Here is a 25,801-nt window from a genome sequence, read left to right on the forward strand (position 1 = left end):
CTGATCAACTGGCTTGGCCGCGACTCACTTTCAGAACCCGGTAGCCACTGCCGCTGGCGTGCTTCTCCGTCGGCCAGCCCTGCTCAATGAGCCACTTCTGCAGCGAATCACTGCCCAGGTGCTTGGCGACGACAAGCCATGCCACACCGTCGGCTTTTAGCCTCGGCAGCCATAGGAGCAGCAGTTCGTGCAACTCCTGCTTGCCGATGCGGATCGGTGGATTCGACCAGATCTGCTCAAATTCGATTTCCGCTGGTACGAGGTGAGGCGCACTCACTTTGACCTTGCGCCCGTTGGTGTTTCGCTCGGCCAGCTCACGCGCGCGGGAATTGACGTCAACCGCCCACACCTCGGCGTTTGGCGCGTGATCGGCTAGTACCACCGCGATTGGCCCATAACCGCAACCCAGGTCGAGGAGTGGGCCAGCGATTTCCGGTCCAGGAAGGTCGCTTTTCTTCAGCAGCACCGCTGTTCCTGGATCAAGCCGCCCGGCACTGAACACGCCAGTGCTCGCTAACAATGTGTAGTGGCGCCCTCGCACATTGAAGTCAATGGACTGGGTCTTCGCCGAAGACTCGGGATCTGCAGAAAAATAGTGGTCCGCCACCGGGATATTCTCCCCCGTTCGGTCGGATCACACAGCCGGTGGGTCAATCGCAGCATGACGTCCGTTACGCTGTGCGACATGGCTCACGGGTATAGCGGCGGCAATGGCGACTGGCCACCTCCGCCTAGGCGTGAACCCCGTGACAGTTCCACCCGGGGTGGCGGGCGCCGAAGAGCGCACGATCCATCCGAAGACAGCTTCAACGGTTTCGCCGAAGGACAATCCACACGCCCCCCAGCGTCCACTCCAGAACCACCAGGCGCCCGCAACGGAATGCTTGCCGGGCCACGCGGCGGCCGGCAGCCCATCCCGCCCACTCAGCCGCCTCCTCCCGCTTCCCGCTCCCCCTTCGGCCGCCGCTCCGCTGAGCCCGGCCCTGGCGCGGCGGGATCACCCGCTTCCGGTTCCGGCTTTGGCAGCCCTGCCGCGCCCGGCCGTGGCGCGGGCGCGCCCGGCGGCGGCCTGCGTTCGGCCTTCGGCCGCCGCTCCAGCTCACCCGCCGGGCCCACGTCTGGCGGCGCCCCTGGCCCGGCTTCCGGCTCAGGATTTGGCTCTTCCGGCGCCGCCGCAAACGGCTTCGGCCGTGGGACGCGTGGCGCTCCCGAAGGCGGCCCGGGCTTCGGTCCCGGCGGGGCCTCCGGCTTTGGCGCCCCTCGCGGCGGCGCTGGCTTGGGCTCACCCGCCGGCACTCGGCCTGGCTTCGGCCCCGGCGGACCGGGCGGCACCGTCCAAGGTGGACCCCCGGCGAGCCCGGTGTCTCCGGCAGGCCGCAATGGCACCCGAACGTTTGGCAACCGCGTCACCCAGGCGCCACCACCCGTGAGCCCCGGCGGACCCCGGCCCGTGCCGGGACGTCCCGGAATCGCTCCGCAGTCACCACCTCCGGGACGCCGTCCCGGACCCGTCGGCGTTCAGGGCCCGCCGCGTCCGCGGCCGACCGGGCGCCGCTGGCAGCGCATCCACCTGAACCCGCACCTGTCGAAGCGTTGGCGCGCCGGGCTTGGCGTCCTCGGGGTCTTCCTCGTGCTGGCGATCTGTGGCATCAGCTCTTACATGATCGTGCTCGACGAGCAGCGCGGTGTGCAGGCACAGGCAAACAACACCGGTCCTAAGCCGACAGCCACGCCGGTCGACATCTCCAACCGCAACGTCGACCCGAATCCGCTGACCACCGCTGAGGTCTTCCCCGCTGGCACGATCGTGCTCGATCCCGCCCGGCCCGAACTCGTCTACACGATGATCGGTGCCCCGCAGGAGCTCACGAACTGCAACTCAGCCACCGACGGCGAGATCAACAAGCTCATCGGCGGCCTGAACTGCAGCCAGGTCATTCGCGCCACGATGGCCACGCCCGAGTCGATCCCGGGATACGTCGTCACGGCCGGGATCATGAACCTCGAAAACGAAGAGGGCGCGGAGAAGGCCTACGAGCAGATCAACCCGATTGTCAAAGACAAGAAGGGCCGCTTCGTCGGATACGTCATCAACTCACCGGCCGCGGACAAGGAACGCACCAAGAACCTGGCGCTGTCTTCGACCGCGGTGGGCTGGACGATCAAGGGTCACTATCTCGCCTATTGCGTGATCGCTCGCAAGGACGGTCAAGCGGTGAAGAACGACGACCCCTATGCCGAGCAGATCATGTTCGACATCGTGAAGACCTACCTCAAGGGAATCGTGCTGGAACAGCGCGCCTTCGATCCCGTGACCGAAGGGGCGGCGACACCGGCCCCGTCAGGAACGCCGAGTCCTTAGCTGTCGCGTGGCGCCGGCCCGTTCAGCGAACGCGGCTTCCTCCGGGTAGCCGACCGCGACCAGCGTCAAGCCGTGCGCCCCCGCGACAGGCACATCACTAGAACGTTCCGTCAGATGCAGCAAGCTGGCCGGCCACTGGGCAGGACGGCGTCCCTCGCCCACGGCCAGCATCGCGCCAACCAAACTGCGAACCATCTGCTGGCAAAACGCGTCCGCCTGAACCGTGGCCACGAACAGGTTCGGCTCCTCGTGCCGCCAATCGAGCCGGGTCACCTCACGGATCGTCGTCGCCATCTCCTTGCGACGGCAAAAGGCGGCGAAGTCGTGCTCACCGCGCAGGCCAGCGGCTGCCTCGTTGAGCCGGGCCAAGTCGAGCTGGCGTGGCCAGGCGAGGGTGTCGAGCCGTCGCAGCGGGCTGGCACCTGCCGGGTCATCGGTCACGCGGTACTCGTACCGGCGCCACAGCGCGGAGAACCGGGCATCGAAATCGGGACTCGTGCGCACAGCCCGGGAGATCCGCACATCCAGCGGCAGCAATCCCGCCATCCGCCGCACCAGAGTGTCCTTTAACGACTCCCAGCGCTCCGCTGGGACGTCAACGTGGCAAACCTGACCCGTTGCATGGACGCCCGCATCGGTACGCCCTGCGACCGTCAGGCTGACTTCCGTCTGGAAGATCCGTTGCAGGACAGCCGTGATCTCGCCGGCCACCGTGCGCCGGGCAGGCTGAATCGCCCAGCCGGAAAACTCTGTCCCGTCATAGGCGACGTCCAAACGAATGCGGGCCGATTCCCTTTCGGGAACCGGCCCAGTGTCGTGCTCGAGCAAACTTAGGCCTTCGCCTCGTCGGCGGCGTCAGTCGTCTCGTCAGCCTCGCCGGAAAGAACGGCAACCTTGTCCTTCTGCGCAGCCTTCTTGGCAGCGGCCTTGGCCGCCTTCTTCGGCTGCTCCACCACCAGCTCCTCGACCAGCTCGATGATCGCCATCGGAGCGGCGTCGCCCTTGCGGGGGCCGGTCTTCACGATGCGGGTGTAGCCACCATCGCGGTTGGCGAAGCGCGGGCCGATCTCCTCGAAAAGGGCGATGAAAACGTCCTTCTCGTTGATCGTCTTACGAACCTCGCGGCGGGCCGCCAGGTCGTTGCGCTTGGCCTTGGTGATCAGACGCTCAGCCAGGGGGCGAACCCGCTTGGCCTTGGTCTCGGTCGTCTGGATCCGGCCGTGCTTGAAAAGCTCCCGGGCGAGGTTCGCCAGGATCAGCTTCTCGTGCGCGGGGCTGCCCCCGAGGCGGGGACCCTTGGTGGGCGTAGGCATTGGTACTCCTTGTTCAGGCCGGCAACTGCTTAGAGCTGCTCGGTCTCGCGGTAGTCGTCATTGTCGTAGTCAGACTCACCGAAGGAGTCCACAACGTTCGCCGGGTCGAAGGTTGGAGCCGAGTCCTTCAGCCCCAGGCCCATCCCGGCCAGCTTCATCTTGACCTCATCGATCGACTTCTGGCCAAAGTTCCTTATATCGAGAAGATCCGCTTCGGTACGGCCGATGAGCTCGCCAACCGAGTTGATACCTTCCCGCTTCAGGCAGTTGTACGAACGGACCGTCAGGTCCAGCTCCTCGATCGGCAGAGCCAGATCGGCGGCGAGCTGAGCGTCCTGAGGCGACGGTCCAATGTCGATACCTTCAGCCGTCTCGTCGAGCTCACGGCACAGGCCGAACAGCTCCACGAGGGTCGAGCCCGCGCTCGCCAGAGCGGTCCGCGGCGAGATCGACGCCTTCGACTCGACGTCGATGATCAGACGGTCGAAGTCGGTGCGCTGCTCGACACGGGTCGCCTCAACGCGGTAGGTCACCTTGAGCACCGGCGAGTAGATCGAGTCGATCGGAATCCGGCCGATCTCGGCGCCAGCGTTCTTGTTCTGGGCGGCCGTGACGTAGCCACGACCCCGCTCGACCGTCAGCTCCATGTCCAGCCGGCCCTTGCCGTTGAGCGTGGCGAGCTTCAGATCCGGGTTGTGCACGGTGACGCCAGCCGGAGGCTGGATGTCGCCCGCGGTCACGTCGCCAGGGCCCTGCTTGCGCAGGTACATGCTGACTGGCTCGTCGTGCTCCGACGAGGTGCACAGCTCCTTGACGTTCATGACCAGCTCAACCACGTCTTCCTTAACGCCAGGAATGGTGGTGAACTCGTGCAGGACGCCGTCGATCTTGATGCTGGTGACCGCGGCACCGGGGATGGAGCTGAGCAGGGTACGCCGAAGCGAGTTACCCAGCGTGTACCCGAAGCCAGGCTCCAGCGGCTCGATGGTGAACCGGGACCGGGTCTCGCTGATGGACTCTTCCGTCAGCGAAGGCCGTTGCGTGATGAGCATTCATTACTCCTTGGTTTGGGGCGCCCGCTATATGACGCCCTCCCAAATGAATTACTACTTGCTGTAGAGCTCGACGATCAGCTGCTCTTGCACCTGGGTGTCGATGGCTCCACGGACTGGCATCGAGTGCACCAGCACCTTGAACTGGCTTGGGATGGTCTCCAGCCACGCCGGCACCATGCGCGAACCGGCTTCGGCCTGCGCGACGATGAACGGGGTCATCTCGCGCGACTTCTCCCGCACCTCGACGATGTCGTGGGCGTGCACGCGGTACGACGGGATGTCGACCTTCTTGCCGTTAACGATGAAGTGACCGTGCTTGACGAGCTGACGCGCGTGGTCACGCGACTTCGCCAGGCCGGCGCGGTAAACGACGTTGTCCAAACGCGACTCGAGGATCTGCAGCAGAACCTCACCGGTCTTGCCGGACTTACGGTTGGCTTCCTCGTAGTAGCCACGGAACTGCCGCTCCAGCACGCCGTAGATGCGGCGGGCCTTCTGCTTCTCACGAAGCTGCAGCAGGTACTCGGACTCCTTGGTGCGGCCACGGCCGTGCTGTCCCGGAGGGAACGGACGTGATTCGAATGGGCACTTCGGCCCATCGCACTTGCTGCCCTTGAGGAACAGCTTCTGCTTCTCGCGACGGCAACGGCGGCAGTCAGCGCCTGTATAACGAGCCATAGTTCTCTATCTCCCTTAGACCCGGCGGCGCTTTGGCGGACGGCATCCGTTGTGCGGCTGCGGCGTGACATCGGAAATCTGCCCGACCTCGAGACCAGCAGCGGTCAGCGAACGGATAGCGGTCTCACGGCCAGAGCCCGGACCCTTAACGAACACATCAACCTTGCGCATGCCGTGCTCCATCGCCCGGCGAGCGGCGGCCTCAGCGGCCAGCTGCGCGGCGAACGGAGTCGACTTACGCGATCCTTTGAAGCCCACCTGACCGGCGGAAGCCCAGGAAATGACGGCACCGGTCGGGTCCGTGATGGACACGATGGTGTTGTTGAAGGTGCTCTTGATGTGCGCCTGCCCGTGGGAGACGTTCTTACGTTCTTTACGCCGGACCTTCTTAACGGCCGCGGCGCCTGTGCGTGCCTTAGGTGGCATTGCTTAGTGCGCTCCTTTAAAGAGATCTGACGTTGCTACTTCTTGCCGGCCTTCTTCTTACCGGCCACCGTCCGCTTCGGACCCTTGCGAGTGCGGGCGTTGGTGCGGGTCCGCTGTCCACGGACAGGCAGGCCCTTGCGGTGCCGGATGCCCTCGTAGCAACCGATCTCCACCTTGCGGCGGATGTCAGCGGCGACCTCGCGGCGTAGGTCACCTTCAACCTTGTAGTTAGCTTCAATGTGATCCCGAAGCTGCACGACCTCTTCGTCCGTGAGGTCCTTAGCGCGCTTGTTCGGGTCGATGCCGGTCGCCTTCAGGGTTTCCTGAGCACGAGTCCGGCCGATGCCGAAGACGTAAGTGAGTGCGATCTCCATGCGCTTTTCGCGCGGCAGATCCACACCAACGAGACGTGCCATAAGTGGGCTGTTCTCCTTGTGTCGGCTCCAGGTTTGAACCCGTCCCTGCCTTTATCTGCCCAGATAAAGCCCTGGCCTGGAGACCAGGGGTTGGCCACAGGAGTTTCCCCTTTAGGGACGTCCCCGCGGCCGGGACGAGCGATTACTAGGTGTCTGCAATCAGCCTTGGCGCTGCTTGTGGCGCGGGTCGTCACAAATGATCATGACCCGGCCGTGCCGTCGAATGACGCGGCACTTGTTGCAGATCTTCTTAACGCTCGGCTTGACCTTCACGGCTCGCCTTCTCAGTTACTTGTAGCGATAGACGATGCGCCCGCGGCTCAGGTCGTAGGGAGAAAGCTCCACAACAACCCGGTCCTCGGGCAGGATGCGGATGTAGTGCTGACGCATCTTTCCGCTGATATGGGCCAAGACCCTGTGACCATTCGCGAGCTCAACCCGGAACATTGCGTTCGGGAGTGGCTCGATTACACGGCCCTCGATCTCGATGGCCCCATCCTTTTTTGGCATGTCCTCCGCTACCTGACGTCGGGTGGATAGTTCGGCTCACGTTGCCCGTCTCGGGATTGCTCCCAAACCAGCCGCGGTCTGTCAGCCCGCCGAAGCGCGGACGGCATGACAGAGAGGACGCGGTGCGCCGGTTGGCCAGTCTACGCCGCGCACCAACGTGAATACAAACTGGGCTGTTACTTCGCCATCTCGTGTGGCGCGAGTCTCTGCCAGCGACTCAATCCGCAGGGCGCGGGCTTTGAATTATGCCGGTAAACGACCAGCCGCGAGACCACACGATTAGATCGTTTATTTCCGATGTCCGTCGTGGGCGCGACCGCGCCTCCCGCGAGGCCGTCAAACTCCGCGCGTCCCTGGCTCGCGATCGCCACGATGCCCACCCCCACCTCGCGGCTTCGGCTACTTTTGCGACCCTTGCCCCTTGGTGGTTCATCGTGATCCACATCCATATAGGTGATCCACAGCCCGCCGGACGTGATCAAGAGGCAGTTTGATCACGTCTCTGGGGATGTGGATCTACTCGACTGGCCGAGGGTTTGGCAGGAGCGGCGCGGACATGGCGTGCCGCGCGGGAGCTCGCGGTCTGGACCACGGCGGGCCGGCGAAAAAGGTGGTCCTAGCCCTTAAAAGCGCTGCTCAGCAGATCACCGAGACGCTCGGCGCCACCGTCTTCGGCCGTGGTCACGACGACGCCGTCTTCGTAGAGGGCGATCGAGTGCTCCACATGCACGGCCACTGACCGGTCCTGGGTGATGACCGTCCAGCCGTCGCTGAGTTCGATGGTCTTCGGCGAACCGAAGGTGATCATCGGCTCGATCGCGAGCGCCATGCCGGGGATGAGCGCTGGGCCTCGGCCCGGACGGCCATGGTTGAGGATGTGCGGGTCCTGGTGCATCTCGGTCCCGATGCCGTGTCCGCCATAGCCTTTGACGATGCCGTACTTTCCGGCGCTTGCGCCGGAAAGCGATGAGCTCAGTTTCGGTGCCTTCACGATCACGGATTCGATGGCGTATGAGATGTCAGTGAGTCTTCCTTTGCCTGATTTCACGCCCTTCGCCGCAGCCATAATGCCCGCCCACAGGGACTCCACAGCCACCTCGGTCATGCGGATCAGCTCGGGCTTGACCTCGCCGACCGGCACCGTGATCGCGGCATCGCCGTGCCAGCCATCGAGGATGGCACCACAGTCGATGGAGATCAGATCGCCTTCTTGCAGCACGTGCTTAGCGTTCGGGATAGTGTGCACGACCTGCTCGTTGACGCTGGAGCAGATCGTCGCCGGGAATCCGTGATAGCCCTTGAAGCTCGGAATCGCCCCGCGTGACCGGATCACTTCCTCGGCGATCGCATCGAGATCAGCCGTGGAGACACCGGGCTTGACGGCCTCCCGCGTCGCTTCCAAGGCGGCGGCCACGACAAGCCCGGCTTGGCGCATCAGGCCAAGCTGCTCAGGGGACTTCAGCTCGATACTCACGGAAGCAAAGTTACGCGCTATATGACCGCAGTGCGTCAATTGCGCGCTCGGTCACATCCTCAACCGGTCCCTCAGCGTCGATCCCGACGAGCTTGCTCTGAGCACCGTAGTAATCGATCAGAGGCGCGGTGTCACGCGCGTAGACCTTGAGGCGCTCGGCGATCGTCTCCGGCTTGTCGTCATCACGCTGGTAAAGCTCTTTGCCACACCGATCGCAGACACCCTCGTTCTTCGGGGCGTCAAACTCCACGTGCCAGATCTTCCCGCAGCCACGGCACGTCCTGCGCCCGGACAGCCGCCGGATGACCTCGTCGTTGTCCACGACGAGCTCCAGCACCAGATCGAGCGTGGAGCCGCTGTCGGTCAGCATCTTGTCGAGTGCGACCGCCTGCGGCACCGTGCGCGGAAACCCATCGAGCAGGAACCCATCGAGGGCGTCGGGCTCAGCCAGCCGGCCACGAACCATGTTGATCGTGACCTCGTCCGGCACGAGCCCGCCAGCGTCCATGTAGCGCTTAGCCTCGAGCCCAAGCTGCGTTGCTTGCGACACGTTGGCCCGGAAGATGTCCCCCGTCGAAATCTTGGGCACCGAGAGGTGGGCGGCGATGAACTCCGCCTGGGTTCCCTTGCCCGCACCCGGCGGACCTACCAGAACCAACCGCATATTTAAGGCCCCTCGCTTTGGGCGAAAGTGCCCTGCTTCATCGCAGGAATCCTTCGTAACTGCGCTGCATCAGCTGGCTCTCGATCTGCTTCACGGTCTCCAAGCCCACGCCAACCATAATCAGCACAGCCGTTCCACCGAACGGGAAGTTCTGATACTGCTGGCTGTCGAGCGCGATGAAGAACAGGTTCGGCAGTACCGCGATAGCCGCGAGATAGAGCGAACCAGGCGCGGTGATCCGCGACGAGATGAAGCCGAGGTAGTCAGCGGTTGGCTTGCCTGGGCGAATGCCCGGCACGAACCCGCCGTACTTCTTCATGTTGTCCGCGATCTCGGTCGGGTTGAACGTGATCGAGACGTAGAAGTAAGTGAAGAAGATGATCAGCAGACCATAGAGCGTGATGTAGCTCCACGAGGTCGGGTCAGCGAAGTACTTCTCGACGAAGATGTAGGTCGAGCTGGGGTTGTCACTGCGCAGGAAGTCGAGCACCAAGCGCGGGATGTAGAGCAGCGACGACGCGAAGATCACCGGGATAACACCAGCCTGGTTTACCTTCATCGGGATGTAGGTCGACGTTCCGCCATACATGCGGCGGCCCACCATGCGCTTGGCGTATTGCACCGGAATGCGGCGCTGAGCCTGTTCGATGTAAACCACGAGCGCGATGACCACGAGCACGACGGCGATGATGCCGGCGAAGCCCCAGGCGCCCTGGTTCTTCAGGATCGTCCAGCCCTCTGAAGGAAGGCGGGCGGCGATCGAGGTGAAGATGAGGACCGACATGCCGTTACCGACACCACGGTCGGTCACGAGCTCACCAAGCCACATGACCACACCGGTTCCGGCGGTCATGGTGGTGACCAGAGCGGTCAGGGTGACCCACGTCGGCAGCGAGGTCTCAGGAACGATCGGGTAGTCGTCACACTGGTTCTGGAACAGCTGGCCGGACCGCGCCAGGGCCACGAAGGCCGAGGACTGCAGGATCGCCAGACCCAGGGTCAGGTAACGGGTGTACTGCGTGATCTTCGCCTGGCCGGCCTGACCCTCTTTGCGGAGCTGCTCTAGACGCGGGATGACCACGGTTAGCAGCTGCAAGATGATCGACGCGGTGATGTAGGGCATGATGCCCAGCGCGAAGACCGACAGCGACATCAAAGCGCCGCCGGAGAAGAGATTCAGCAGAGTGAAGACCCCGTTGGTATCGCCCTCCTGCATTACCGCGATGCACTGCTGGACGTTGCCATAGGCAACACCAGGGCTAGGCAGCGTGGCGCCAAAGCGATAGATCGCAATGATCCCTAAAGTGAAAAGGATCTTCTTGCGCAGGTCAGGCGTTTTGAACGCACTGAGAAACGCGGAGAGCAACTCTTTCCTCCTGCGCGAGGGCACCGGGGGCCGGTGGCAACTTCGGGGGGCGTGACTAACAGCTACGGCGCGATTTCACGCGTAGCTGGATTCGGACTCTAACAGTCCGGACCCGTATCGGTCAGGTCTGGTGGACATATATCTGTGCCACCCTATCGAAAAGCATGGCGCCCTCCCCGTTCGGGTAAAGGCGCCATGCTATGCGATTGCTACAGCTCCGTAACCGAGCCGCCGGCAGCGGCGATCTTCTCTTTGGCGGAGGCGCTGAAACCGTGCGCCGACACCTGGAGTTTGACGCCGTTCAGGTCGCCGGTGCCGAGCACCTTGACCGGCTGGCCCTTGCGGACCGCACCAGCCTCAGCGAGCTCCAGCGGGCCAACCTGGCCACCGTTCGGGAACAGCTCGGCGAGCCGGTCCAGGTTCACGACCTGGAACACGACCTTGAACTTGTTCCGGAAGCCCTTCATCTTCGGCAGGCGCATGTGGAGGGGCATTTGCCCACCCTCAAACGCGGCGGAGATGTTCTTACGGGCCTTCGAACCCTTGGTACCGCGGCCTGCCGTCTTGCCCTTTGAGCCTTCACCGCGACCCACACGGGTCTTCTCGGTCTTGGCCCCGGGCGCGGGACGCAGGTGGTGGACCTTGATCGTCATTATTCGACCTCCTCGACCTTCACGAGGTGGTTCACCTTGAAGATCATGCCCCGAATCTCGGGACGGTCCTCTTGCACCACCACATCGTTGATCCGCTTCAGGCCCAGCGAACGCAGCGACTCACGCTGGTTGTGCTTGGCACCGATGTTGGACCGGACCTGGGTGACTTTCAAACGAGCCATTACGCACCTGCTCCCGCACGCGCCTCAAGCAGCCGCTGCGGCGCGACGTCCTCGACGGGAAGCCCACGGCGGGCCGCGATGGCCTCCGGGGATTCCAGCATCTTGAGCGCGGCCACGGTCGCGTGCACGATGTTGATCGGGTTGGACGAACCAAGGCTCTTGGACAGCACGTCGTGGATCCCCGCGCACTCCAGCACGGCACGCACCGGGCCACCGGCGATAACACCGGTACCAGCCGACGCCGGCTTGAGCAGAACGACACCAGCGGCCCGCTCACCCTGAACCGGGTGCGGAATGGTGGCGGCGATCCTCGGAACCTTGAAGAAGGCCTTCTTGGCGTTCTCGACACCCTTGGCGATCGCCGCGGGCACCTCCTTCGCCTTGCCGTAGCCGACACCAACGGTGCCCTCGCCGTCGCCCACCACGACCAGCGCGGTGAAGCTGAAGCGACGGCCACCCTTGACCACCTTGGCGACGCGGTTAATCGTCACCACGCGCTCAAGATGCGGTGTCTTCTCAGCGGGCGCGTTGCCGCGGCCTTCGCCACGACCCCGGCGCTCGCCGCGGCCGCGGCCTTCGCCGCGATCATTGCTCTCGCTACCTGTACCGGAACCCGTGCCCCGGCGTTGTGGACCTGGCATATTCCCAGCCACCCTTCCTAGAACTCGAGTCCAGCGCCGCGAGCAGCATCCGCCAGCGCCGCGATGCGGCCTGCGTAGCGGTTACCACCACGGTCGAAGACGACCTTGTCGATGCCGGCGGCCTTGGCGCGCTCCGCGAGGAGCGAACCCACCTTTCCAGCGATGTCACTCTTGCTACCGTCCGTCGTCCGGATCGAGGCGTCCAGGCTCGACGCCGACACGAGGGTGTGACCCTTGGTGTCGTCGACGATCTGGGCCGTGATCTGGCGCAGCGAACGGGTAACAACCAGGCGGGGACGCTCGGCGGATCCGCTGACCTTCTTGCGGATGCGGAAGTGCCGACGTGCCCGGCCAACCACGCGCTTGGCGGCGACATCGCCACCACCACTGCGCTTGAGCAGCTTGGCGGTCACTTCTTACCTCCCTTACCGCCGGCCTTACCAGCCTTCCGGCGGATCACTTCACCGACGTACTTGACGCCCTTGCCCTTGTACGGCTCCGGCGGGCGGATCTTGCGAATGTTCGCGGCGACCTCACCCACGAGCTGCTTGTCGATCCCGGAAATGTGGAACAGGGTCGGCTTCTCCACGGAGAAAGCGATCCCGGCCGGGGGCTGCACGACAACCGGGTGCGAGAACCCCAGAGCGAACTCCAGGTCGCTGCCCTTAGCGGCAACACGGTAACCAGTTCCGTTGATTTCCAGGCTCTTCTTGTAGCCCTCGGTCACTCCAACGATCATGTTGGCGACCAGCGTCCGGGACAGACCGTGCAGGGCCTTGGCCTCGCGCTCGTCGTTGACCCGGGTGACTACCAGCTCGCTACCTTCCTGAGCGACCTTGATCAGCTCGCGGATGGTTTGCTGCAGCTCGCCCTTGGGGCCCTTGACCTTTACAGTCTGGCCCTCGATCTTGATCTCGACGCCGCTCGGCACCGTGATCGGCTTACGTCCAATTCTCGACATGGCAGACCTTCCTCACCAGACGTAGGCGAGGACTTCCCCGCCCACCCCTCGCTTGCGGGCCTGCTTGTCGGTGAGCAGTCCCTGAGACGTCGAAATGATCGCCACACCCAGGCCGCCGAGAACACGCGGCAGTTCCTGAGACTTGGCGTAAACCCGTAGACCGGGCTTGGAGACGCGGCGGATGCCAGCGAGGCTCCGCTCCCGGCTCGGTCCGAACTTCAGCTCGACGACCAGCTTCTTGCCGACGACACCCTCTTCGGGATCCTCGACTGCCCACGAGGCGATGTAACCCTCGGCCTTGAGGACCTCGGCGACGTTCGCCTTGATCTTCGAGTAGGGCATCTTCACCTGCTCGTGGTACGCCTGGTTGGCGTTGCGCAGACGCGTCAGCATGTCTGCGATTGGGTCGGTCATGGTCATTGTTAAATCAGCCTTTCTCGCCGCGGTTCCGCGGAGCCCGTCCGGGCCTTCGGCGAAGGGGAAGCTTGTGAATTACCAGGATGCCTTGGATACACCGGGCAGCTCGCCTTTGTGAGCCATGTCCCGCAGGCAGACGCGGCAGAGACCGAACTTGCGGTAGACCGCCTTCGGCCGGCCGCACTTCTGGCAGCGGGTGTAAGCCCGTACGGCGAACTTCGGCTTGGCCGCAGCCTTAATGATCAGCGCTTTCTTGGCCATGCTCAGTTCTCCTTGAACGGGAAGCCCAGGAGCTTAAGCAGCGCCCGGCCTTCGTCGTCGGTCTTTGCGGTCGTCACGAGCGTGATGTCCATGCCCCGAACCGCGTCGATCTTGTCCTGGTCGATCTCGTGAAAGACCGACTGCTCAGTCAGACCGAACGTGTAGTTGCCGTGGCCGTCGAGCTTGCGCCCGTCCAGACCGCGGAAGTCACGGATACGCGGCAGCGCGATCGACAGCAGCCGGTCCAGGAACTCCCACATCCGGTCGCCACGCAGCGTCACCTTAGCTCCGATGGGCATGCCCTCACGCAGCTTGAACTGCGCGATGGACTTGGTCGCCCGGCGGACAAGCGGCTTCTGGCCCGTGATCGCGGTCAGGTCCTTCAACGCGCCGTCAATCTTCTTCGAGTCACGGGCAGCCTCACCGACACCCATGTTGACCACGATCTTGACCAGGCCCGGGATCTGCATGACGTTCGTGTAACCGAACTGCTTCTGCATCTCGCCGGCGAGCTCGCTGCGGTACCGCTCCTTGAGGCGCGGCATGGTCTTAGCTTCGGTCGCGGTCGACATCAGCCGATCTCCTTGCCGGACTTACGCGAGATGCGGACCTTGCGGCCGTCCTCGCCGAATTTGTAGCCCACCCGGACCGGCATGCCGTCTTCCAGGTACATCACGTTAGACACGTGAATGGGAGCTTCCTTGGTCGTGATGCCACCGGTCTTGGAACCACGCTGGCTGGTCTGCACCCGCTCGTGCTTCGTCACCCGGTTGATGCCCTCAACCAGGATCTTCTCGAGGCGCGGGTAGGCGGCGAGGACTTTGCCCTCTTTGCCCTTGTCCTTGCCAGCGATGATCCGAACGGTGTCGCCCTTCTTAATCTTCATGAGCTAGAGCACCTCCGGAGCAAGCGAAATAATTTTCATGAACCGCTTGTCCCGCAGCTCGCGCCCAACCGGGCCGAAAATACGAGTGCCGCGAGGGTCACCGCCATCTTTGATGATGACAGCGGCGTTCTCGTCAAAGCGGATGTACGAGCCGTCCGGCCGCCGCTTCTCCTTCACCGTGCGGACGACGACTGCCTTGACGACATCGCCCTTCTTCACACCGGCGCCGGGGATGGCGTCCTTGACAGTGGCCACGATGACGTCGCCGATGCTCGCGTAGCGCCGACCCGAGCCACCGAGCACGCGGATGCACAGAATTTCCCGGGCACCCGTGTTGTCGGCGACTCGAAGTCGCGACTCCTGCTGAATCACGTCAATCTCCTAATGTCTGCCGGTTCTCCAGTCCAAACCGGAGCCTGGCGGAACTTGGCTTTACTTAGCCTTCTCGAGGATTTCCACGACGCGCCACCGCTTTGTAGCGGAAAGCGGACGGGTCTCCATCAGAAGCACGCGGTCACCGATGCCGCACGAATTCTGTTCGTCGTGCGCCTTCAGCTTCGCTGTGCGGCGCATAACCTTGCCATACAGCGGGTGCTTGACGCGGTCTTCGACCACCACGACAACGGTCTTGTCCATCTTGTCGCTGACGACCAGACCCTCACGTACCTTACGCCGGTTCCGCTCGACTGCGTTCTCGTTGGTCTCGCTCATGTTCCCTACGCCACCTCAGTCGGCGCGGCCGAGAGCCCAAGCTCGCGTTCGCGCATGATCGTGTAGATCCGGGCGATGTCACGTCGGATGACCTGGAGCCGCCGGTTGTTGTCCAGCTGCCCCGTCGCGCCCTGCACGCGGAGGTTGAACAGCTCCGCCTTGCACTCCCGCAGCCGGGTGACGAGTTCCTCGCCCGAGAGCTCACGCAGCTCTGCTGGCTTGCTACCCGTTGCCATCACGCCTCACCTATTTCACGCTTCACGATTCGGCACTTCATGGGCAGCTTGTGGATCGCGCGGCGCATGGCCTCGCGAGCGACCGCCTCGTTCGGGAACGTCATCTCGAAGAGAATCCGTCCCGGCTTGACGTTCGCCACCCACCACTCCGGCGAACCCTTACCGGAACCCATACGGGTTTCGGCAGGCTTCTTGGTGATGGCCTGGTCCGGGAAGATGTTGATCCAGACCTTGCCACCACGCCGAATGTGCCGGGTCATCGCGATACGCGCCGACTCGATCTGGCGGTTGGTGACATATGCAGGCGCGAGCGCCTGAATGCCGAACTCGCCGAAGACCACCCGGTTGCCGCCCTTGCTCTTACCCGAACGATCCGGGTGATGCGGCTTGCGGAAGCCCTTCGGGGGCTTACGCGGCATCAGCATCTGTCAGCCCTCCTGCGTCTCAGCAGCGGCCGCGGCCGGAACCGCGTCGGTGCTTTCCTTGGTGAGCTCCGCGGCGGCCGCACGGCCAGCCTCGGTGCCTGCGCCCGTCGTGCCTGACGCACCCGAACGGCCCCGGCGCGGCCGGTCTCCCCGCTCGGGACGCTCGCCACGGCGCGGACGGCCCGCGTCCTGCTGGATCTCACGACCCGGCACGGCGTCACCCTTGTAAATCCAAACCTTCACACCGATGCGGCCGAAGGTGGTACGAGCCTCGAAGAAGCCGTACTCGATGTTGGCCCGCAGCGTGTGCAGCGGCACCCGGCCCTCGCGGTAGAACTCGGTCCGGCTCATTTCGGCACCGCCGAGGCGGCCCGACACCTGGATCCGGATTCCGCGCACGAGCGGGTTCTTCATCGCCGACTGCATCGCCTTACGCATCGCGCGACGGAACGCCACACGACCACTCAGCTGCTCGGCAACGCCCTGTGCGACCAACTGCGCATCCGACTCGGGGCTCTTGACCTCGAGGATGTTCAGCTGAACCTGCTTGCCCGTGAGCTTCTCCAGCTCCGTGCGCAGACGGTCGGCCTCCGCGCCCTTACGGCCGATGACGATGCCCGGCCGGGCGGTGTGGATGTCGATGCGCACCTTGTCGCGGGTGCGCTCGATCTCCACTTTGGAGATACCGGCGCGCTCAAGACCCTTGGCCATCATGCGGCGGATCTTGACATCCTCGCCGATGTACTCCTTGTAGGCCTTGTCTGCGTACCAGCGGGACTTCCAGTCGGTCGAGATGCCGAGCCGGAACCCAATCGGGTGGACTTTCTGACCCATTATTCGGTCTCCTCCTGCTCGGCAGCCTTCTTAGCTGGCGCCTTCTTGGCAGCGGCCTTCTTCGCCGGAGCCTTTTCAGCAGCCTCTGCCTTGGGGGCAGCCGCCTTCTTAGCCGCAGCCTTCTTGGCCGGCTTGGTTTCGGCCGCTGGCTCCTCGACCGGCGCGGGCGCCGCCTTCGGAGCGACCGTCTTCTTCGGACGGGCCTTCACCTGAACGGCCTCGACCTCGATCGTGATGTGGCAGGTCCGCTTGCGGATGCGGTAAGCCCGGCCCTGGGCGCGCGGCCGGAACCGCTTCATCGTCGGGCCTTCGTCCACATAGGCCGCACTGACCAGCAGGGCGTCCGGGTCGAGCCGCTCGTTGTTCTCAGCGTTGGCGATAGCGCTCGCCAGCACCTTGTAAACGGGCTCGCTGGCCGCCTGCGGCGCGAACTGCAGCACCGTGAGAGCCTCCTTCGCGGGTAGACCGCGGACGAGGTTGATCACACGGCGTGCCTTGGTTGCAGACAGACGCACGTGGCGGGCAACCGCACGGGCACCCGGCGCGGTCTGCGCTTCCTTTGTTGGCATCGTGTTTCCCCTAAATCCTTCGGTCCACCGTCAGCGACGGCGGCTCTTCCTGTCGTCCTTTTCGTGACCCTTGAACGTCCGGGTCAGGGCGAACTCGCCGAGCTTGTGCCCGACCATCGCCTCCGTCACGAAGACTGGAACGTGCTTGCGACCGTCGTGCACGGCGATCGTGTGCCCGAGCATCTCGGGGATGATCGTCGAACGACGCGACCACGTCTTGATGACGTTCTTGGAGCCCTTTTCGTTCTGGACTTCCACCTTCTTGAGCAGGTGGTCGTCGATGAACGGGCCCTTCTTAAGGCTGCGAGGCATTTTCCTAGCTCCCTTTACCCGCGCTTGCGGTTCGCGTAGCGGCGGCGGACGATCAGCTTGTCGCTGGCCTGGCCCTTCTTACGGGTCCGGCCTTCCGGCTTACCCTGCGGGTTAACCGGGTGGCGACCACCGGAGGTCTTACCCTCACCACCACCGTGCGGGTGGTCGACCGGGTTCATGGCCACACCACGGACGGTTGGGCGCTTGCCCTTCCACCGCATACGTCCGGCCTTACCCCAGTTGATGTTTGACTGCTCGGCGTTGCCGATCTCGCCAACCGTTGCGCGGCAACGGACATCAACCTTGCGGATTTCGCCTGACGGCATACGCAGCGTGGCGTAGTCGTCCTCACGGCCCAGCAGCTGGATGCCGACGCCTGCGGAACGGGCCAGCTTGGCACCGCCGCCCGGCTTCAGCTCCACGTTGTGGATGGTCGTACCGACCGGGATGTTGCGCAGCGGGAGGTTGTTACCCGGCTTGATGTCAGCACCCGGGCCGGACTCCACGCGGTCGCCCTGCTTCAGGTCCTTTGGCGCAACGATGTAACGCTTCTCGCCGTCCGCGTAGTGCAGGAGCGCGATGCGTGCGGTGCGGTTCGGGTCGTACTCGATGTGCGCGACCTTCGCCGGCACGCCGTCCTTGTCCACCCGCTTGAAGTCGATAAGACGGTACTGGCGCTTGTGGCCACCGCCCTGGTGACGCGTGGTGATACGGCCGTAGGAGTTACGTCCACCCTTCTTGGGCAGCGGAACAACCAGGCTCTTCTCCGGCGTCGACCGGGTGACCTCGGCGAAGTCGGCGACGCTGGAGCCACGGCGACCGGGCGTCGTCGGCTTGTACTTACGGATACCCATTTTCGTCTATACCCTTCAGCTCACCGGTCCGCCGAAGGCATCGATGCGGTCACCATCGGCAAGTTTCACCATGGCGCGCTTCGTGGCCTTCCGCTGACCCCAGCCGGTACGGGTGCGCTTGCGCTTACCCTCGCGGTTGAGCGTGTTGACGGTCAGGACTCGGACATCGAAGATCTGCTCGATGGCGATCTTGATGGCGGTCTTGTTCGCATCCGGGTGCACGAGGAACGTGTACCAGTTGCGGTTGAGCTCGCTGTAGCTCTTCTCAGAGACCACGGGAGCGATGATGATGTCGCGCGGATCGGCAACGGTCGTCATTTGGTCCCTCCGGTCTCCACGGCTTTGATACCGAGGAACTCGTTCAGCGCGTCGGCAGTGAACACGACCTCATCGCTGACCAGAACGTCATAGGTGTTCAGCTGGCCGGCCTCAAGCAGGTGCACCTGGGGCAGGTTGCGCAGGCTGATCCAGTTGAGCTCGTCCTCAAGACCCAGCACCACCAGCACCCGCTTCGCCTCACCGGCAACCGCCTTCAAGGCAGCCAGGGCGGCCTTGGTCGACGGCGCGTCGGCACCAACGAAGCTGGAAACCACGTGCAGCTTGCCGTTGCGGGCCCGGTCCGACAGAGCACCGCGCAGAGCGGCGGCCTTCATCTTCTTGGGGGTCCGCTGGCTGTAGTCGCGCGGCACGGGACCGTGCACGACGCCACCACCGGTGAACTGAGGAGCGCGGATCGAGCCCTGACGAGCCCGGCCGGTGCCCTTCTGCTTGTACGGCTTCTTACCGCCACCCGCCACTTCGGCGCGAGTCTTGGCCTTGTGAGTGCCCTGGCGCGCGGCGGCCAGCTGGGCCACCACGACCTGGTGCATCAACGGGATGTTGGCCTGCACGTCGAAGATGTCGGCGGGCAGCTCAACCGAGCCGCTCTTCTTGCCGGAGGCGTCGATAACGTCAATCTTCGTCACTTCGCCACACCGCCCTTCTTCTTCTGCTTCGCAGCCGTGCGAACGAGCACCAGCGCGCCCTTCGGGCCCGGGATAGCACCCTTCACCAGGATCAGGTTGTTCTCAACGTCCACAGCCTGGACGGTGAGGCCCTGCGCGGTGTAGCGCACGCCACCCATGCGGCCCGCCATGCGGACGCCCTTGAAAACGCGACCCGGGGTGGCGCAGGCGCCGATCGAACCCGGGGAGCGGTGCTTGCGCTCCACACCGTGTGCTGAGCCCAGGCCCTTAAAGCCGTGGCGCTTCATAACACCGGCGAAGCCCTTGCCCTTGGTCTTGCCTGTCACGTCGATCGCTTCGCCCGCGGCGAAGGTCGAAACAGTGACTTCCTGGCCCAGCTCGTAGTCGGCCGCGTCAGTCGTGCGCAGCTCAACGATGTGGCGACGGGGTGCGACACCTGCCTTGGCGAAGTGGCCCGAACGGGGCTTGTTCACCTTGCGCGGGTTGATCGCGCCGTACGCCAGCTGGACTGCCGAATAGCCGTCCGTCTCATTGGTGCGAACCTGGGTGACGACGCAAGGGCCGGCCTGAACCACAGTCACGGGAACAACTTTGTTGTTGTCCCAGACCTGGGTCATGCCGAGCTTGGCGCCCAGGATGCCCTTTACTTGCCTGTCCATGTGTCCGGTCCCTACAGCTTGATCTCGATGTCGACGCCAGCCGGTAGGTCGAGCCGCATAAGCGAGTCAACCGTCTTGGGGGTCGGGTCGATGATGTCGATCAGACGCTTGTGTGTGCGCATCTCGAAGTGCTCGCGCGAGTCCTTGTACTTGTGCGGCGAACGGATAACGCAGAAACGGTTGATCTCCGTTGGCAGTGGCACCGGGCCAGCAACCTGCGCTCCAGTCCGCGTCACCGTCTCGACTATTTTCCGTGCCGAGGAATCGACGACCTCGTGGTCGTAGGCCTTGAGCCGGATGCGGATCTTCTGTCCCGCCATCGCTTCTCGTTCCTTCTCTCAAGCCGCTACCTGCAGCGGTAGCGTTTTCCGCTACCGCTCTGTCCGACCCCCGCGGTCGGGCGTGTCGCGCGCTGAACCAGAATTAACCCTTGTCGGATTCCTTGGCTCAGCAGGCGTCGCGCCCGATCACAGAGGCTCGCGCCAGTCTCGAAAGATTCGAGCCCGGCGCCCACGAAACGGCAAGTGAACACAGCCGTTCGCAACGCAACCTGTTCATTATGCCGCACTAGGTGCAGCAATGTGAAATCAGGGTGCCGCACTTCATAGACGTGCAGCGTAAGGGCGCCTTACCCGGAGGCAAGGCGCCCTTAGGTGTTACTTCAGGATCTTGGTGACCCGGCCGGCGCCGACGGTGCGTCCACCCTCACGAATGGCGAAGCGGAGCTGCTCCTCCATAGCGATCGGCTGGATCAGCTTGACCGTCAGGGCGACGTTGTCGCCGGGCATGACCATCTCGGTGCCCTCGGGCAGAGTGGCCACACCGGTAACGTCCGTGGTCCGGAAGTAGAACTGCGGACGGTAGTTGTTGAAGAACGGCGTGTGGCGGCCACCCTCCTCCTTGGAGAGGATGTAAACCTGCGACTCGAACTCCGTGTGCGGGGTGTTCGTGCCCGGCTTCACCACAACCATGCCGCGCTCAACGTCTTCACGCTTGATACCGCGAAGCAGCAGACCGACGTTCTCACCGGCGCGGGCCTCGTCGAGGACCTTGCGGAACATTTCGATGGCGGTGACGGTCGTCTTCATCGACTTCTCCTTGATGCCGACGATCTCCACCTCCTCCATCGGCTTGAGAACGCCACGCTCGGCACGACCCGTAACGACGGTGCCACGACCAGAGATCGTGAACACGTCTTCAACCGGCATCAGGAACGGCTTCTCGGTCTCACGCTCTGGCTGCGGGATCGCGGTGTCGACCGCGTCCATCAGGCCGAGCAGAGCCTCGGTCCACTTGGCGTCACCCTCGAGCGCCTTCAGCGCCGAAACGCGAACGACCGGCAGGTCGTCGCCCGGGAACTCCTGAGCGGAGAGAAGTTCGCGAACCTCAAGCTCGACGAGCTCCAGCAGTTCCTCGTCCTCCACCATGTCGCTCTTGTTCAGGGCGACAACGATGTAGGGCACGCCAACCTGGCGGGCGAGCAGCACGTGCTCACGGGTCTGCGGCATCGGGCCGTCAGTCGCGGCGACCACCAGGATCGCGCCGTCCATCTGAGCGGCACCGGTGATCATGTTCTTGATGTAGTCGGCGTGCCCGGGGCAGTCGACGTGTGCGTAGTGCCGGCTCTCGGTCTGGTACTCAACGTGAGCGATCGAGATGGTGATACCGCGAGCCTTCTCCTCCGGCGCCTTGTCGATCTCGTCGAACGGCGTGTAAGGGTTCAGGTCGGGGAACTTGTCGTGCAAGACCTTTGTGATAGCTGCCGTCAGCGTCGTCTTACCGTGGTCGATGTGACCAATGGTGCCGATGTTGACGTGCGGCTTAGTCCGCTCGAACTTCGCCTTCGCCACTGGTGTCCTCCTGTGGACTGTCTTGGTTCATACGCCCGACGGCGCCAACTGGCGCTTTAGGACCTTGCTGTTTATTTAACCGCCGAGGCGGACGGGCGATTACTCGCCCGTCGCCTTGGCAATGATCTCCTTGGCGACGTTCGCAGGAACCTCCGCGTAGGAGTCGAATTGCATGCTGTAGCTCGCCCGGCCCTGCGTCTTCGACCGCAGGTCGCCGACGTAACCGAACATCTCTGACAGCGGCACAAGAGCACGAACGACGCGAGCGCCGCCCCGCTCCTCCATCGCCTGGATAATTCCACGGCGTGAGTTCAGGTCGCCGATGACGTCACCCATGTTCTCTTCCGGGGTGACAACCTCAACGGCCATCATCGGCTCGAGGATGGCAGGGTCGGCCTTGCGGGCCGCTTCCTTGAGCGCCATCGAGCCAGCGATCTTGAACGCCATTTCTGACGAGTCAACCTCGTGGTACTTACCGTCGATGAGGCGCATCTTCACACCCACCAGCGGGTACCCGGCGAGCACGCCATATTGCATAGCGTCCTGCGCACCGGCGTCGACCGACGGGATGAACTCCCGCGGGATACGTCCACCCGTGACCTCGTTGGCGAACTCGTAAGTCGCCTCGGAGTTCAGCGGCAGCGGCTCCAGACCGATGATCACGCTCGCGTACTGACCTGAACCACCGGTCTGCTTCTTGTGCGTGTACTCGACCTTGTCCACCGCGCGGCGGATCGTCTCGCGGTAAGCCACCTGCGGCTTGCCGACGTTGGCCTCGACGTTGAATTCGCGCTTCATGCGGTCGACGAGGATCTCCAGGTGGAGCTCGCCCATACCGCTGATGACGGTCTGGCCGGTCTCTTCGTCGAGCTTGACGCGGAACGTCGGGTCTTCCTCAGCGAGCTTCTGGATCGCGGTGCCCAGCTTCTCCTGGTCAGCCTTGGTCTTTGGCTCAATCGCAACCGAGATAACCGGCTCCGGGAACGTCATCGACTCGAGGATCACCGGGTGCTGCGGGTCGCAAAGCGTGTCACCAGTGGTGGTCTGCTTGAGGCCCTGCACGGCAATGATGTCGCCAGCGCTGGCGAACTCGCGCTCTTCGCGCTTGTTCGCGTGCATCTGGTAGATCTTGCCAACGCGCTCCTTGCGGTCCTTGGTCGAGTTGATGACCTGGGTGCCGGACTCAACCTTGCCCGAGTAAACGCGGACGTAGGTGAGCTTGCCGAGGTGCTTGTCAGTCTGAATCTTGAACGCCAGGCCGGAGAACGGCTCGGTCGAGTCAGGGTGACGCTCGACCTTGGTCTCACCGTCCATCAACGTTCCGTCGATGGCCGGAATGTCCAAAGGCGACGGCAGGAAGTCAACCACCGCGTCGAGCATCGGCTGAACGCCCTTGTTCTTGAAGGCGGAGCCGCACACGACCGGGTTGAGCTTGCCAGCGATGGTGGCGCGACGGATCGCGGGCTTGAGTTCCTCAACGGTGAACTCGCCACCCTCGAGATACTTCTCCATGATCTCGTCGTCTGCTTCGGACAGTGTCTCCAGCAGCTTGACGCGCCACTCCTCAGCCTGGTCCTTGAGGCCAGCCGGGATCTCTTCGATCGCGTAGTCATCACCCTTCTGGGTCTCGCCACGCCAGGTCAGCGCGCGCATGCCCAGGAGGTCCACGACACCGATGTGGTCGCCTTCGAGCCCGATCGGGATCTGCAGCACCAGCGGCGTCGCGTTAAGACGAGTGACCATCATGTCGACACAGCGGAAGAAGTCCGCACCAGTACGGTCCAGCTTGTTGACGAAGCACATACGCGGAACGTTGTACTTGTCAGCCTGACGCCAGACGTTCTCGGTCTGCGGCTCCACACCGGCCACACCGTCATAGACGGCTACGGCACCGTCGAGCACCCGCAGCGACCGCTCGACTTCAACCGTGAAGTCAACGTGGCCCGGGGTGTCGATGATCTGGATCGTGTGGCCCTTCCACTCACACTTGGTAGCAGCGGAGGTGATGGTGATACCCCGCTCCTGTTCCTGCTCCATCCAGTCCATGACGGCCGCGCCCTCGTGGACCTCACCGATTTTGTAGGTGATACCGGTGTAGAACAGGATCCGCTCGGTCGTGGTCGTCTTACCGGCGTCGATGTGCGCCATAATGCCAATGTTGCGAGTCTTGGCGAGCGCGGCGTCTACGGCGGCCACTTTACGATCCCTTCAGAAAGATTGGCACAGCTGGTGATTACCAGCGGTAGTGAGCGAAGGCCTTGTTGGACTCCGCCATCTTGTGGGTGTCTTCGCGGCGCTTGACAGCGGCACCAAGACCGTTGCTCGCGTCGAGCAACTCGTTCATGAGCCGCTCGATCATGGTCTTCTCCCGGCGGGCAACCGCGTATGACGTCAGCCAGCGCAGTCCCAGGGTGGTCGCCCGGGCGGGGCGAACCTCGACCGGCACCTGGTAGGTCGCGCCACCAACACGGCGGCTGCGGACCTCGAGGGTCGGCTTCACGTTGTCCATGGCGCGCTTGAGCGTGACAACCGGATCGGTGCCAGACTTCTCACGGCAGCCTTCGAGGGCGCCGTAGACGATGCGCTCAGCGAGCTGACGCTTTCCGTCCTTGAGGATCTTGCTGATCAGCTGGGTCACCAGCGGAGAGTTATATACCGGGTCCGCGTTGAGCGGACGCTTCGGGGCCGGGCCTTTACGCGGCATTAGCTCTTCTTCTCCTTCTTCGCGCCGTAGCGGCTACGCGCCTGCTTACGGTTACGGACACCCTGGGTGTCCAAGGAACCACGAATGATCTTGTAGCGAACGCCGGGCAGGTCCTTCACACGGCCGCCACGGACGAGCACGATGGAGTGCTCCTGCAGGTTGTGGCCGACACCCGGGATGTACGCGGTCACCTCAATCTGGCTGCTCAGCTTGACGCGAGCGACCTTCCGCAGTGCCGAGTTCGGCTTCTTGGGCGTAGTCGTGTACACGCGTGTGCACACGCCGCGCCGCTGGGGGCTCCCCTTCAGCGCCGGCGTCTTGGTCTTGCCGGTCTTAGCCTGTCGGCCCTTACGGACCAGCTGCTGGATTGTGGGCACCGGGTCTCCGCTCCCTGTTCTTCCCGCGGCACTTTTGCCGCGAAACTTCTTTTGGCCATGGCCGCACATGCGGCCCGAACTGCTGTGATCCGCAAGCAGAAACCTGCTTGCCGACCCCCGCGGTCGGGCGTGTCGTCCGGCACACGGGCCCGGCGGCTCGATTGCTCGAGCTGTCGGATGTTTCGTCTTTGTCGTGTTGCACGCCTGGTCAGGGCGGATGTCAGCCCATCAGTACGTCGTGCACGCACGAGGAGCCCAGGCATGCCTGGGCACGAGGGAAAAGAGTACCTAACCTTCGGCCCGCTGGTCAAAACGGGGCTATCGATCCCGCCTTGGCCAACCTTTGCAGCCGTCGTTAAGGCAACTCTGAGACGCCAGTTTACTCGGTGATTGCGCTAACCCCACGTGCAATTTGGATCGGTGAGGGTAATCACGCCATTTGCGCGGCGAGCAGGATCGCCAGCGCCAGCCCGGAGATCGCCCCGATGATGCCGACCCCGCCACAGATGAGCCCCGTGATCGCCATGCCCTTGCCGGACATCCCTGCCTGGCGGCGCATTTGGCGCAGGGAGAACCCTCCCAGAGCGCAAGCGGCCACGCCGAGCAGGACTGACAGGGCACAGAACGCGCCGGAGACGATGCCACCCCAGCCCTCCTCCGCGCCCATCAACCCGAAGCACCAGACCACCATGGCCACGAGCAAGGAACCAATCCCCGCCACCATCGAACCGATGGCGACCCCGGAAATAGCCCGTGGACCGGGCAAGATCGCCACCCCGAACGGATCGCCCGGCATCGCCTCGATGCGCACGGGTGCGGGATAACTGACCGGTGCCGGCACCGGCGCCCGCGCGACGGACGGCCACGAGGGCACGTGCGCTGGTGGGGGCGGCGGCGGTGCAGGCGGCGGCTGGTATCCGGGCTGCTGCGAAACGTGCCACGTCGGCTGGACTGGCGAAAACTCAGGAACCGGTGCCGTTGGCTCAGCCCAAGGCTTTTCCCCAGGCGGATTTTGCGTCACCAGGTGATCCTCGCATGCG

Annotated in this window: 38 protein-coding genes and 1 pseudogene; 1 reads left to right on the plus strand and 38 read right to left on the minus strand. The window is 63.8% G+C overall.

The window, feature by feature from the left end; genetic code table 11:
- Positions 1–4: 4 nt before the first annotated feature.
- Positions 5–607 carry a class I SAM-dependent methyltransferase gene (locus A3E1_RS0109105; RefSeq protein ID WP_020520451.1) on the minus strand — a complete coding sequence of 201 codons (603 nt, stop codon included), beginning with the start codon at positions 605–607 and terminating at the stop codon, positions 5–7.
- Between the two features lie 78 nt (positions 608–685).
- Between A3E1_RS0109105 and A3E1_RS0109110 the strand changes: the two genes are divergently transcribed.
- Positions 686–2,362 carry a hypothetical protein gene (locus tag A3E1_RS0109110; protein ID WP_157631412.1) on the plus strand — a complete coding sequence of 559 codons (1,677 nt, stop codon included), beginning with the start codon at positions 686–688 and terminating at the stop codon, positions 2,360–2,362.
- Here the strand turns inward: A3E1_RS0109110 and truA are convergent.
- The 37 genes and pseudogenes from truA to A3E1_RS0109295 form a co-directional block, all read right to left on the minus strand.
- Positions 2,342–3,190: a tRNA pseudouridine(38-40) synthase TruA gene (truA, locus tag A3E1_RS0109115; RefSeq protein ID WP_020520452.1), complete on the minus strand. Its 849-nt coding sequence runs from the start codon at positions 3,188–3,190 to the stop codon at positions 2,342–2,344. The genes A3E1_RS0109110 and truA overlap by 21 nt on opposite strands.
- Before the next feature lie 2 nt (positions 3,191–3,192).
- Positions 3,193–3,675 carry a 50S ribosomal protein L17 gene (gene rplQ, locus A3E1_RS0109120; RefSeq protein ID WP_020520453.1) on the minus strand — a complete coding sequence of 161 codons (483 nt, stop codon included), beginning with the start codon at positions 3,673–3,675 and terminating at the stop codon, positions 3,193–3,195.
- 29 nt (positions 3,676–3,704) lie between these two features.
- Complete coding sequence (locus A3E1_RS0109125; protein WP_020520454.1) at positions 3,705–4,727, minus strand: DNA-directed RNA polymerase subunit alpha; 1,023 nt, start codon at positions 4,725–4,727, stop codon at positions 3,705–3,707.
- 54 nt (positions 4,728–4,781) lie between these two features.
- Complete coding sequence (rpsD, locus tag A3E1_RS0109130) at positions 4,782–5,408, minus strand: 30S ribosomal protein S4 (RefSeq protein ID WP_020520455.1); 627 nt, start codon at positions 5,406–5,408, stop codon at positions 4,782–4,784.
- 15 nt (positions 5,409–5,423) lie between these two features.
- Positions 5,424–5,834, minus strand: coding sequence for a 30S ribosomal protein S11 (gene rpsK, locus A3E1_RS0109135; RefSeq protein WP_020520456.1), 411 nt, complete (start codon positions 5,832–5,834; stop codon positions 5,424–5,426).
- Positions 5,835–5,869: 35 nt separating this feature from the next.
- Positions 5,870–6,250: a 30S ribosomal protein S13 gene (gene rpsM, locus A3E1_RS0109140; RefSeq protein ID WP_020520457.1), complete on the minus strand. Its 381-nt coding sequence runs from the start codon at positions 6,248–6,250 to the stop codon at positions 5,870–5,872.
- Between the two features lie 159 nt (positions 6,251–6,409).
- Positions 6,410–6,523 carry a 50S ribosomal protein L36 gene (gene rpmJ, locus A3E1_RS0109145; protein ID WP_020520458.1) on the minus strand — a complete coding sequence of 38 codons (114 nt, stop codon included), beginning with the start codon at positions 6,521–6,523 and terminating at the stop codon, positions 6,410–6,412.
- 15 nt (positions 6,524–6,538) lie between these two features.
- The gene (gene infA, locus A3E1_RS0109150) at positions 6,539–6,760 is read right to left on the minus strand and encodes a translation initiation factor IF-1 (RefSeq protein ID WP_020520459.1); all 222 of its coding nucleotides are present in this window, start codon (positions 6,758–6,760) and stop codon (positions 6,539–6,541) included.
- A 616-nt stretch (positions 6,761–7,376) separates the two neighbouring features.
- Positions 7,377–8,234, minus strand: a complete 858-nt coding sequence (gene map / locus A3E1_RS0109155) for a type I methionyl aminopeptidase (RefSeq protein ID WP_020520460.1) — start codon at positions 8,232–8,234, stop codon at positions 7,377–7,379.
- 10 nt (positions 8,235–8,244) lie between these two features.
- Positions 8,245–8,898 (minus strand): adenylate kinase, encoded by a 654-nt coding sequence (locus A3E1_RS0109160; RefSeq protein WP_020520461.1) that lies wholly within the window; start codon positions 8,896–8,898, stop codon positions 8,245–8,247.
- A gap of 37 nt (positions 8,899–8,935) precedes the next feature.
- Positions 8,936–10,264 (minus strand): preprotein translocase subunit SecY, encoded by a 1,329-nt coding sequence (gene secY, locus A3E1_RS0109165; RefSeq protein WP_020520462.1) that lies wholly within the window; start codon positions 10,262–10,264, stop codon positions 8,936–8,938.
- 209 nt (positions 10,265–10,473) lie between these two features.
- A complete protein-coding gene (gene rplO / locus A3E1_RS0109170; RefSeq protein ID WP_020520463.1) occupies positions 10,474–10,917 on the minus strand; it encodes a 50S ribosomal protein L15 in 444 nt (147 codons plus the stop codon).
- Positions 10,917–11,099 carry a 50S ribosomal protein L30 gene (rpmD, locus tag A3E1_RS0109175; RefSeq protein WP_020520464.1) on the minus strand — a complete coding sequence of 61 codons (183 nt, stop codon included), beginning with the start codon at positions 11,097–11,099 and terminating at the stop codon, positions 10,917–10,919. The genes rplO and rpmD overlap by 1 nt, the downstream gene beginning before the upstream one ends.
- Positions 11,099–11,740: a 30S ribosomal protein S5 gene (gene rpsE / locus A3E1_RS0109180; protein WP_020520465.1), complete on the minus strand. Its 642-nt coding sequence runs from the start codon at positions 11,738–11,740 to the stop codon at positions 11,099–11,101. Before rpsE ends, rpmD begins: the two co-directional genes overlap by 1 nt.
- 17 nt (positions 11,741–11,757) lie before the next feature.
- Entirely contained in the window at positions 11,758–12,153 is a 396-nt protein-coding gene (gene rplR / locus A3E1_RS0109185; RefSeq protein ID WP_020520466.1) for a 50S ribosomal protein L18, read from the minus strand.
- Positions 12,150–12,701: a 50S ribosomal protein L6 gene (gene rplF, locus A3E1_RS0109190; RefSeq protein WP_020520467.1), complete on the minus strand. Its 552-nt coding sequence runs from the start codon at positions 12,699–12,701 to the stop codon at positions 12,150–12,152. The genes rplR and rplF overlap by 4 nt, the downstream gene beginning before the upstream one ends.
- 12 nt (positions 12,702–12,713) lie before the next feature.
- Entirely contained in the window at positions 12,714–13,121 is a 408-nt protein-coding gene (rpsH, locus tag A3E1_RS0109195) for a 30S ribosomal protein S8 (RefSeq protein WP_020520468.1), read from the minus strand.
- Between the two features lie 72 nt (positions 13,122–13,193).
- Entirely contained in the window at positions 13,194–13,379 is a 186-nt protein-coding gene (locus A3E1_RS0109200; protein ID WP_020520469.1) for a type Z 30S ribosomal protein S14, read from the minus strand.
- 2 nt (positions 13,380–13,381) lie between these two features.
- Positions 13,382–13,951, minus strand: coding sequence for a 50S ribosomal protein L5 (gene rplE / locus A3E1_RS0109205; protein WP_020520470.1), 570 nt, complete (start codon positions 13,949–13,951; stop codon positions 13,382–13,384).
- Positions 13,951–14,265, minus strand: a complete 315-nt coding sequence (gene rplX / locus A3E1_RS0109210) for a 50S ribosomal protein L24 (protein ID WP_020520471.1) — start codon at positions 14,263–14,265, stop codon at positions 13,951–13,953. Before rplX ends, rplE begins: the two co-directional genes overlap by 1 nt.
- Before the next feature lie 3 nt (positions 14,266–14,268).
- Positions 14,269–14,637 (minus strand): 50S ribosomal protein L14, encoded by a 369-nt coding sequence (gene rplN / locus A3E1_RS0109215; protein WP_020520472.1) that lies wholly within the window; start codon positions 14,635–14,637, stop codon positions 14,269–14,271.
- A gap of 60 nt (positions 14,638–14,697) precedes the next feature.
- Positions 14,698–14,976, minus strand: coding sequence for a 30S ribosomal protein S17 (rpsQ, locus tag A3E1_RS0109220; protein ID WP_020520473.1), 279 nt, complete (start codon positions 14,974–14,976; stop codon positions 14,698–14,700).
- Between the two features lie 5 nt (positions 14,977–14,981).
- Positions 14,982–15,212 carry a 50S ribosomal protein L29 gene (rpmC, locus tag A3E1_RS0109225; protein ID WP_020520474.1) on the minus strand — a complete coding sequence of 77 codons (231 nt, stop codon included), beginning with the start codon at positions 15,210–15,212 and terminating at the stop codon, positions 14,982–14,984.
- Positions 15,212–15,637: a 50S ribosomal protein L16 gene (gene rplP, locus A3E1_RS0109230; protein WP_020520475.1), complete on the minus strand. Its 426-nt coding sequence runs from the start codon at positions 15,635–15,637 to the stop codon at positions 15,212–15,214. The genes rpmC and rplP overlap by 1 nt, the downstream gene beginning before the upstream one ends.
- Before the next feature lie 3 nt (positions 15,638–15,640).
- A complete protein-coding gene (rpsC, locus tag A3E1_RS0109235) occupies positions 15,641–16,471 on the minus strand; it encodes a 30S ribosomal protein S3 (protein WP_020520476.1) in 831 nt (276 codons plus the stop codon).
- Positions 16,472–16,584: 113 nt separating this feature from the next.
- Positions 16,585–17,040, minus strand: a pseudogene (gene rplV / locus A3E1_RS39585) (50S ribosomal protein L22); the annotation flags it as partial.
- 30 nt (positions 17,041–17,070) lie between these two features.
- The gene (gene rpsS, locus A3E1_RS0109245) at positions 17,071–17,352 is read right to left on the minus strand and encodes a 30S ribosomal protein S19 (RefSeq protein ID WP_020520478.1); all 282 of its coding nucleotides are present in this window, start codon (positions 17,350–17,352) and stop codon (positions 17,071–17,073) included.
- A 14-nt stretch (positions 17,353–17,366) separates the two neighbouring features.
- A complete protein-coding gene (gene rplB / locus A3E1_RS0109250) occupies positions 17,367–18,206 on the minus strand; it encodes a 50S ribosomal protein L2 (RefSeq protein ID WP_020520479.1) in 840 nt (279 codons plus the stop codon).
- Positions 18,207–18,221: 15 nt separating this feature from the next.
- Positions 18,222–18,524 carry a 50S ribosomal protein L23 gene (rplW, locus tag A3E1_RS0109255; RefSeq protein ID WP_020520480.1) on the minus strand — a complete coding sequence of 101 codons (303 nt, stop codon included), beginning with the start codon at positions 18,522–18,524 and terminating at the stop codon, positions 18,222–18,224.
- Positions 18,521–19,171: a 50S ribosomal protein L4 gene (rplD, locus tag A3E1_RS0109260; RefSeq protein WP_020520481.1), complete on the minus strand. Its 651-nt coding sequence runs from the start codon at positions 19,169–19,171 to the stop codon at positions 18,521–18,523. Before rplD ends, rplW begins: the two co-directional genes overlap by 4 nt.
- On the minus strand, positions 19,168–19,830 hold the full coding sequence (gene rplC / locus A3E1_RS0109265; RefSeq protein WP_020520482.1) for a 50S ribosomal protein L3: 663 nt from the start codon (positions 19,828–19,830) through the stop codon (positions 19,168–19,170). The genes rplD and rplC overlap by 4 nt, the downstream gene beginning before the upstream one ends.
- A gap of 11 nt (positions 19,831–19,841) precedes the next feature.
- Positions 19,842–20,150 (minus strand): 30S ribosomal protein S10, encoded by a 309-nt coding sequence (rpsJ, locus tag A3E1_RS0109270; protein ID WP_007073037.1) that lies wholly within the window; start codon positions 20,148–20,150, stop codon positions 19,842–19,844.
- Positions 20,151–20,486: 336 nt separating this feature from the next.
- Positions 20,487–21,680 carry an elongation factor Tu gene (gene tuf, locus A3E1_RS0109275; RefSeq protein ID WP_020520483.1) on the minus strand — a complete coding sequence of 398 codons (1,194 nt, stop codon included), beginning with the start codon at positions 21,678–21,680 and terminating at the stop codon, positions 20,487–20,489.
- 99 nt (positions 21,681–21,779) lie between these two features.
- Positions 21,780–23,876, minus strand: coding sequence for an elongation factor G (gene fusA, locus A3E1_RS0109280; RefSeq protein ID WP_020520484.1), 2,097 nt, complete (start codon positions 23,874–23,876; stop codon positions 21,780–21,782).
- A 37-nt stretch (positions 23,877–23,913) separates the two neighbouring features.
- Positions 23,914–24,384, minus strand: a complete 471-nt coding sequence (gene rpsG / locus A3E1_RS0109285) for a 30S ribosomal protein S7 (RefSeq protein WP_020520485.1) — start codon at positions 24,382–24,384, stop codon at positions 23,914–23,916.
- On the minus strand, positions 24,384–24,761 hold the full coding sequence (rpsL, locus tag A3E1_RS0109290) for a 30S ribosomal protein S12 (RefSeq protein WP_020520486.1): 378 nt from the start codon (positions 24,759–24,761) through the stop codon (positions 24,384–24,386). The genes rpsG and rpsL overlap by 1 nt, the downstream gene beginning before the upstream one ends.
- Positions 24,762–25,191: 430 nt before the next feature.
- Positions 25,192–25,782 carry a DUF4190 domain-containing protein gene (locus A3E1_RS0109295; protein ID WP_157631413.1) on the minus strand — a complete coding sequence of 197 codons (591 nt, stop codon included), beginning with the start codon at positions 25,780–25,782 and terminating at the stop codon, positions 25,192–25,194.
- Positions 25,783–25,801: the final 19 nt, after the last annotated feature.

The organism is Catelliglobosispora koreensis DSM 44566, assembly GCF_000379685.1.
In the GTDB taxonomy this organism is placed as follows: Bacteria; Actinomycetota; Actinomycetes; order Mycobacteriales; family Micromonosporaceae; genus Catelliglobosispora; species Catelliglobosispora koreensis.

Coding starts and splice junctions, on each gene's coding strand:
- rpsH (WP_020520468.1), bottom strand. CDS start 13,121: ATGACCATGACCGACCCAATCGCAGACATGCTGACGCGTCTGCGCAAC.
- rplE (WP_020520470.1), bottom strand. CDS start 13,951: ATGTCGACCGCGACCGAAGCTAAGACCATGCCGCGCCTCAAGGAGCGG.
- rpsK (WP_020520456.1), bottom strand. CDS start 5,834: ATGCCACCTAAGGCACGCACAGGCGCCGCGGCCGTTAAGAAGGTCCGG.
- rpsE (WP_020520465.1), bottom strand. CDS start 11,740: ATGCCAGGTCCACAACGCCGGGGCACGGGTTCCGGTACAGGTAGCGAG.
- rplB (WP_020520479.1), bottom strand. CDS start 18,206: ATGGGTATCCGTAAGTACAAGCCGACGACGCCCGGTCGCCGTGGCTCC.
- rplF (WP_020520467.1), bottom strand. CDS start 12,701: ATGTCGAGAATTGGACGTAAGCCGATCACGGTGCCGAGCGGCGTCGAG.
- rplO (WP_020520463.1), bottom strand. CDS start 10,917: ATGACGATCAAGGTCCACCACCTGCGTCCCGCGCCCGGGGCCAAGACC.
- rplP (WP_020520475.1), bottom strand. CDS start 15,637: ATGCTGATGCCGCGTAAGCCCCCGAAGGGCTTCCGCAAGCCGCATCAC.
- rpsC (WP_020520476.1), bottom strand. CDS start 16,471: ATGGGTCAGAAAGTCCACCCGATTGGGTTCCGGCTCGGCATCTCGACC.
- rplQ (WP_020520453.1), bottom strand. CDS start 3,675: ATGCCTACGCCCACCAAGGGTCCCCGCCTCGGGGGCAGCCCCGCGCAC.
- rpsQ (WP_020520473.1), bottom strand. CDS start 14,976: ATGAGCGAGACCAACGAGAACGCAGTCGAGCGGAACCGGCGTAAGGTA.
- rpmC (WP_020520474.1), bottom strand. CDS start 15,212: ATGGCAACGGGTAGCAAGCCAGCAGAGCTGCGTGAGCTCTCGGGCGAG.
- A3E1_RS0109200 (WP_020520469.1), bottom strand. CDS start 13,379: ATGGCCAAGAAAGCGCTGATCATTAAGGCTGCGGCCAAGCCGAAGTTC.
- rplC (WP_020520482.1), bottom strand. CDS start 19,830: ATGGACAGGCAAGTAAAGGGCATCCTGGGCGCCAAGCTCGGCATGACC.
- rpsS (WP_020520478.1), bottom strand. CDS start 17,352: ATGCCTCGCAGCCTTAAGAAGGGCCCGTTCATCGACGACCACCTGCTC.
- rpsG (WP_020520485.1), bottom strand. CDS start 24,384: ATGCCGCGTAAAGGCCCGGCCCCGAAGCGTCCGCTCAACGCGGACCCG.
- rplW (WP_020520480.1), bottom strand. CDS start 18,524: ATGACGACCGTTGCCGATCCGCGCGACATCATCATCGCTCCCGTGGTC.
- rpmD (WP_020520464.1), bottom strand. CDS start 11,099: ATGGCTCGTTTGAAAGTCACCCAGGTCCGGTCCAACATCGGTGCCAAG.
- rpsJ (WP_007073037.1), bottom strand. CDS start 20,150: ATGGCGGGACAGAAGATCCGCATCCGGCTCAAGGCCTACGACCACGAG.
- rpsM (WP_020520457.1), bottom strand. CDS start 6,250: ATGGCACGTCTCGTTGGTGTGGATCTGCCGCGCGAAAAGCGCATGGAG.
- A3E1_RS0109110 (WP_157631412.1), top strand. CDS start 686: ATGGCTCACGGGTATAGCGGCGGCAATGGCGACTGGCCACCTCCGCCT.
- A3E1_RS0109125 (WP_020520454.1), bottom strand. CDS start 4,727: ATGCTCATCACGCAACGGCCTTCGCTGACGGAAGAGTCCATCAGCGAG.
- rplX (WP_020520471.1), bottom strand. CDS start 14,265: ATGAAGATTAAGAAGGGCGACACCGTTCGGATCATCGCTGGCAAGGAC.
- rpsD (WP_020520455.1), bottom strand. CDS start 5,408: ATGGCTCGTTATACAGGCGCTGACTGCCGCCGTTGCCGTCGCGAGAAG.
- A3E1_RS0109160 (WP_020520461.1), bottom strand. CDS start 8,898: ATGCGGTTGGTTCTGGTAGGTCCGCCGGGTGCGGGCAAGGGAACCCAG.
- infA (WP_020520459.1), bottom strand. CDS start 6,760: ATGCCAAAAAAGGATGGGGCCATCGAGATCGAGGGCCGTGTAATCGAG.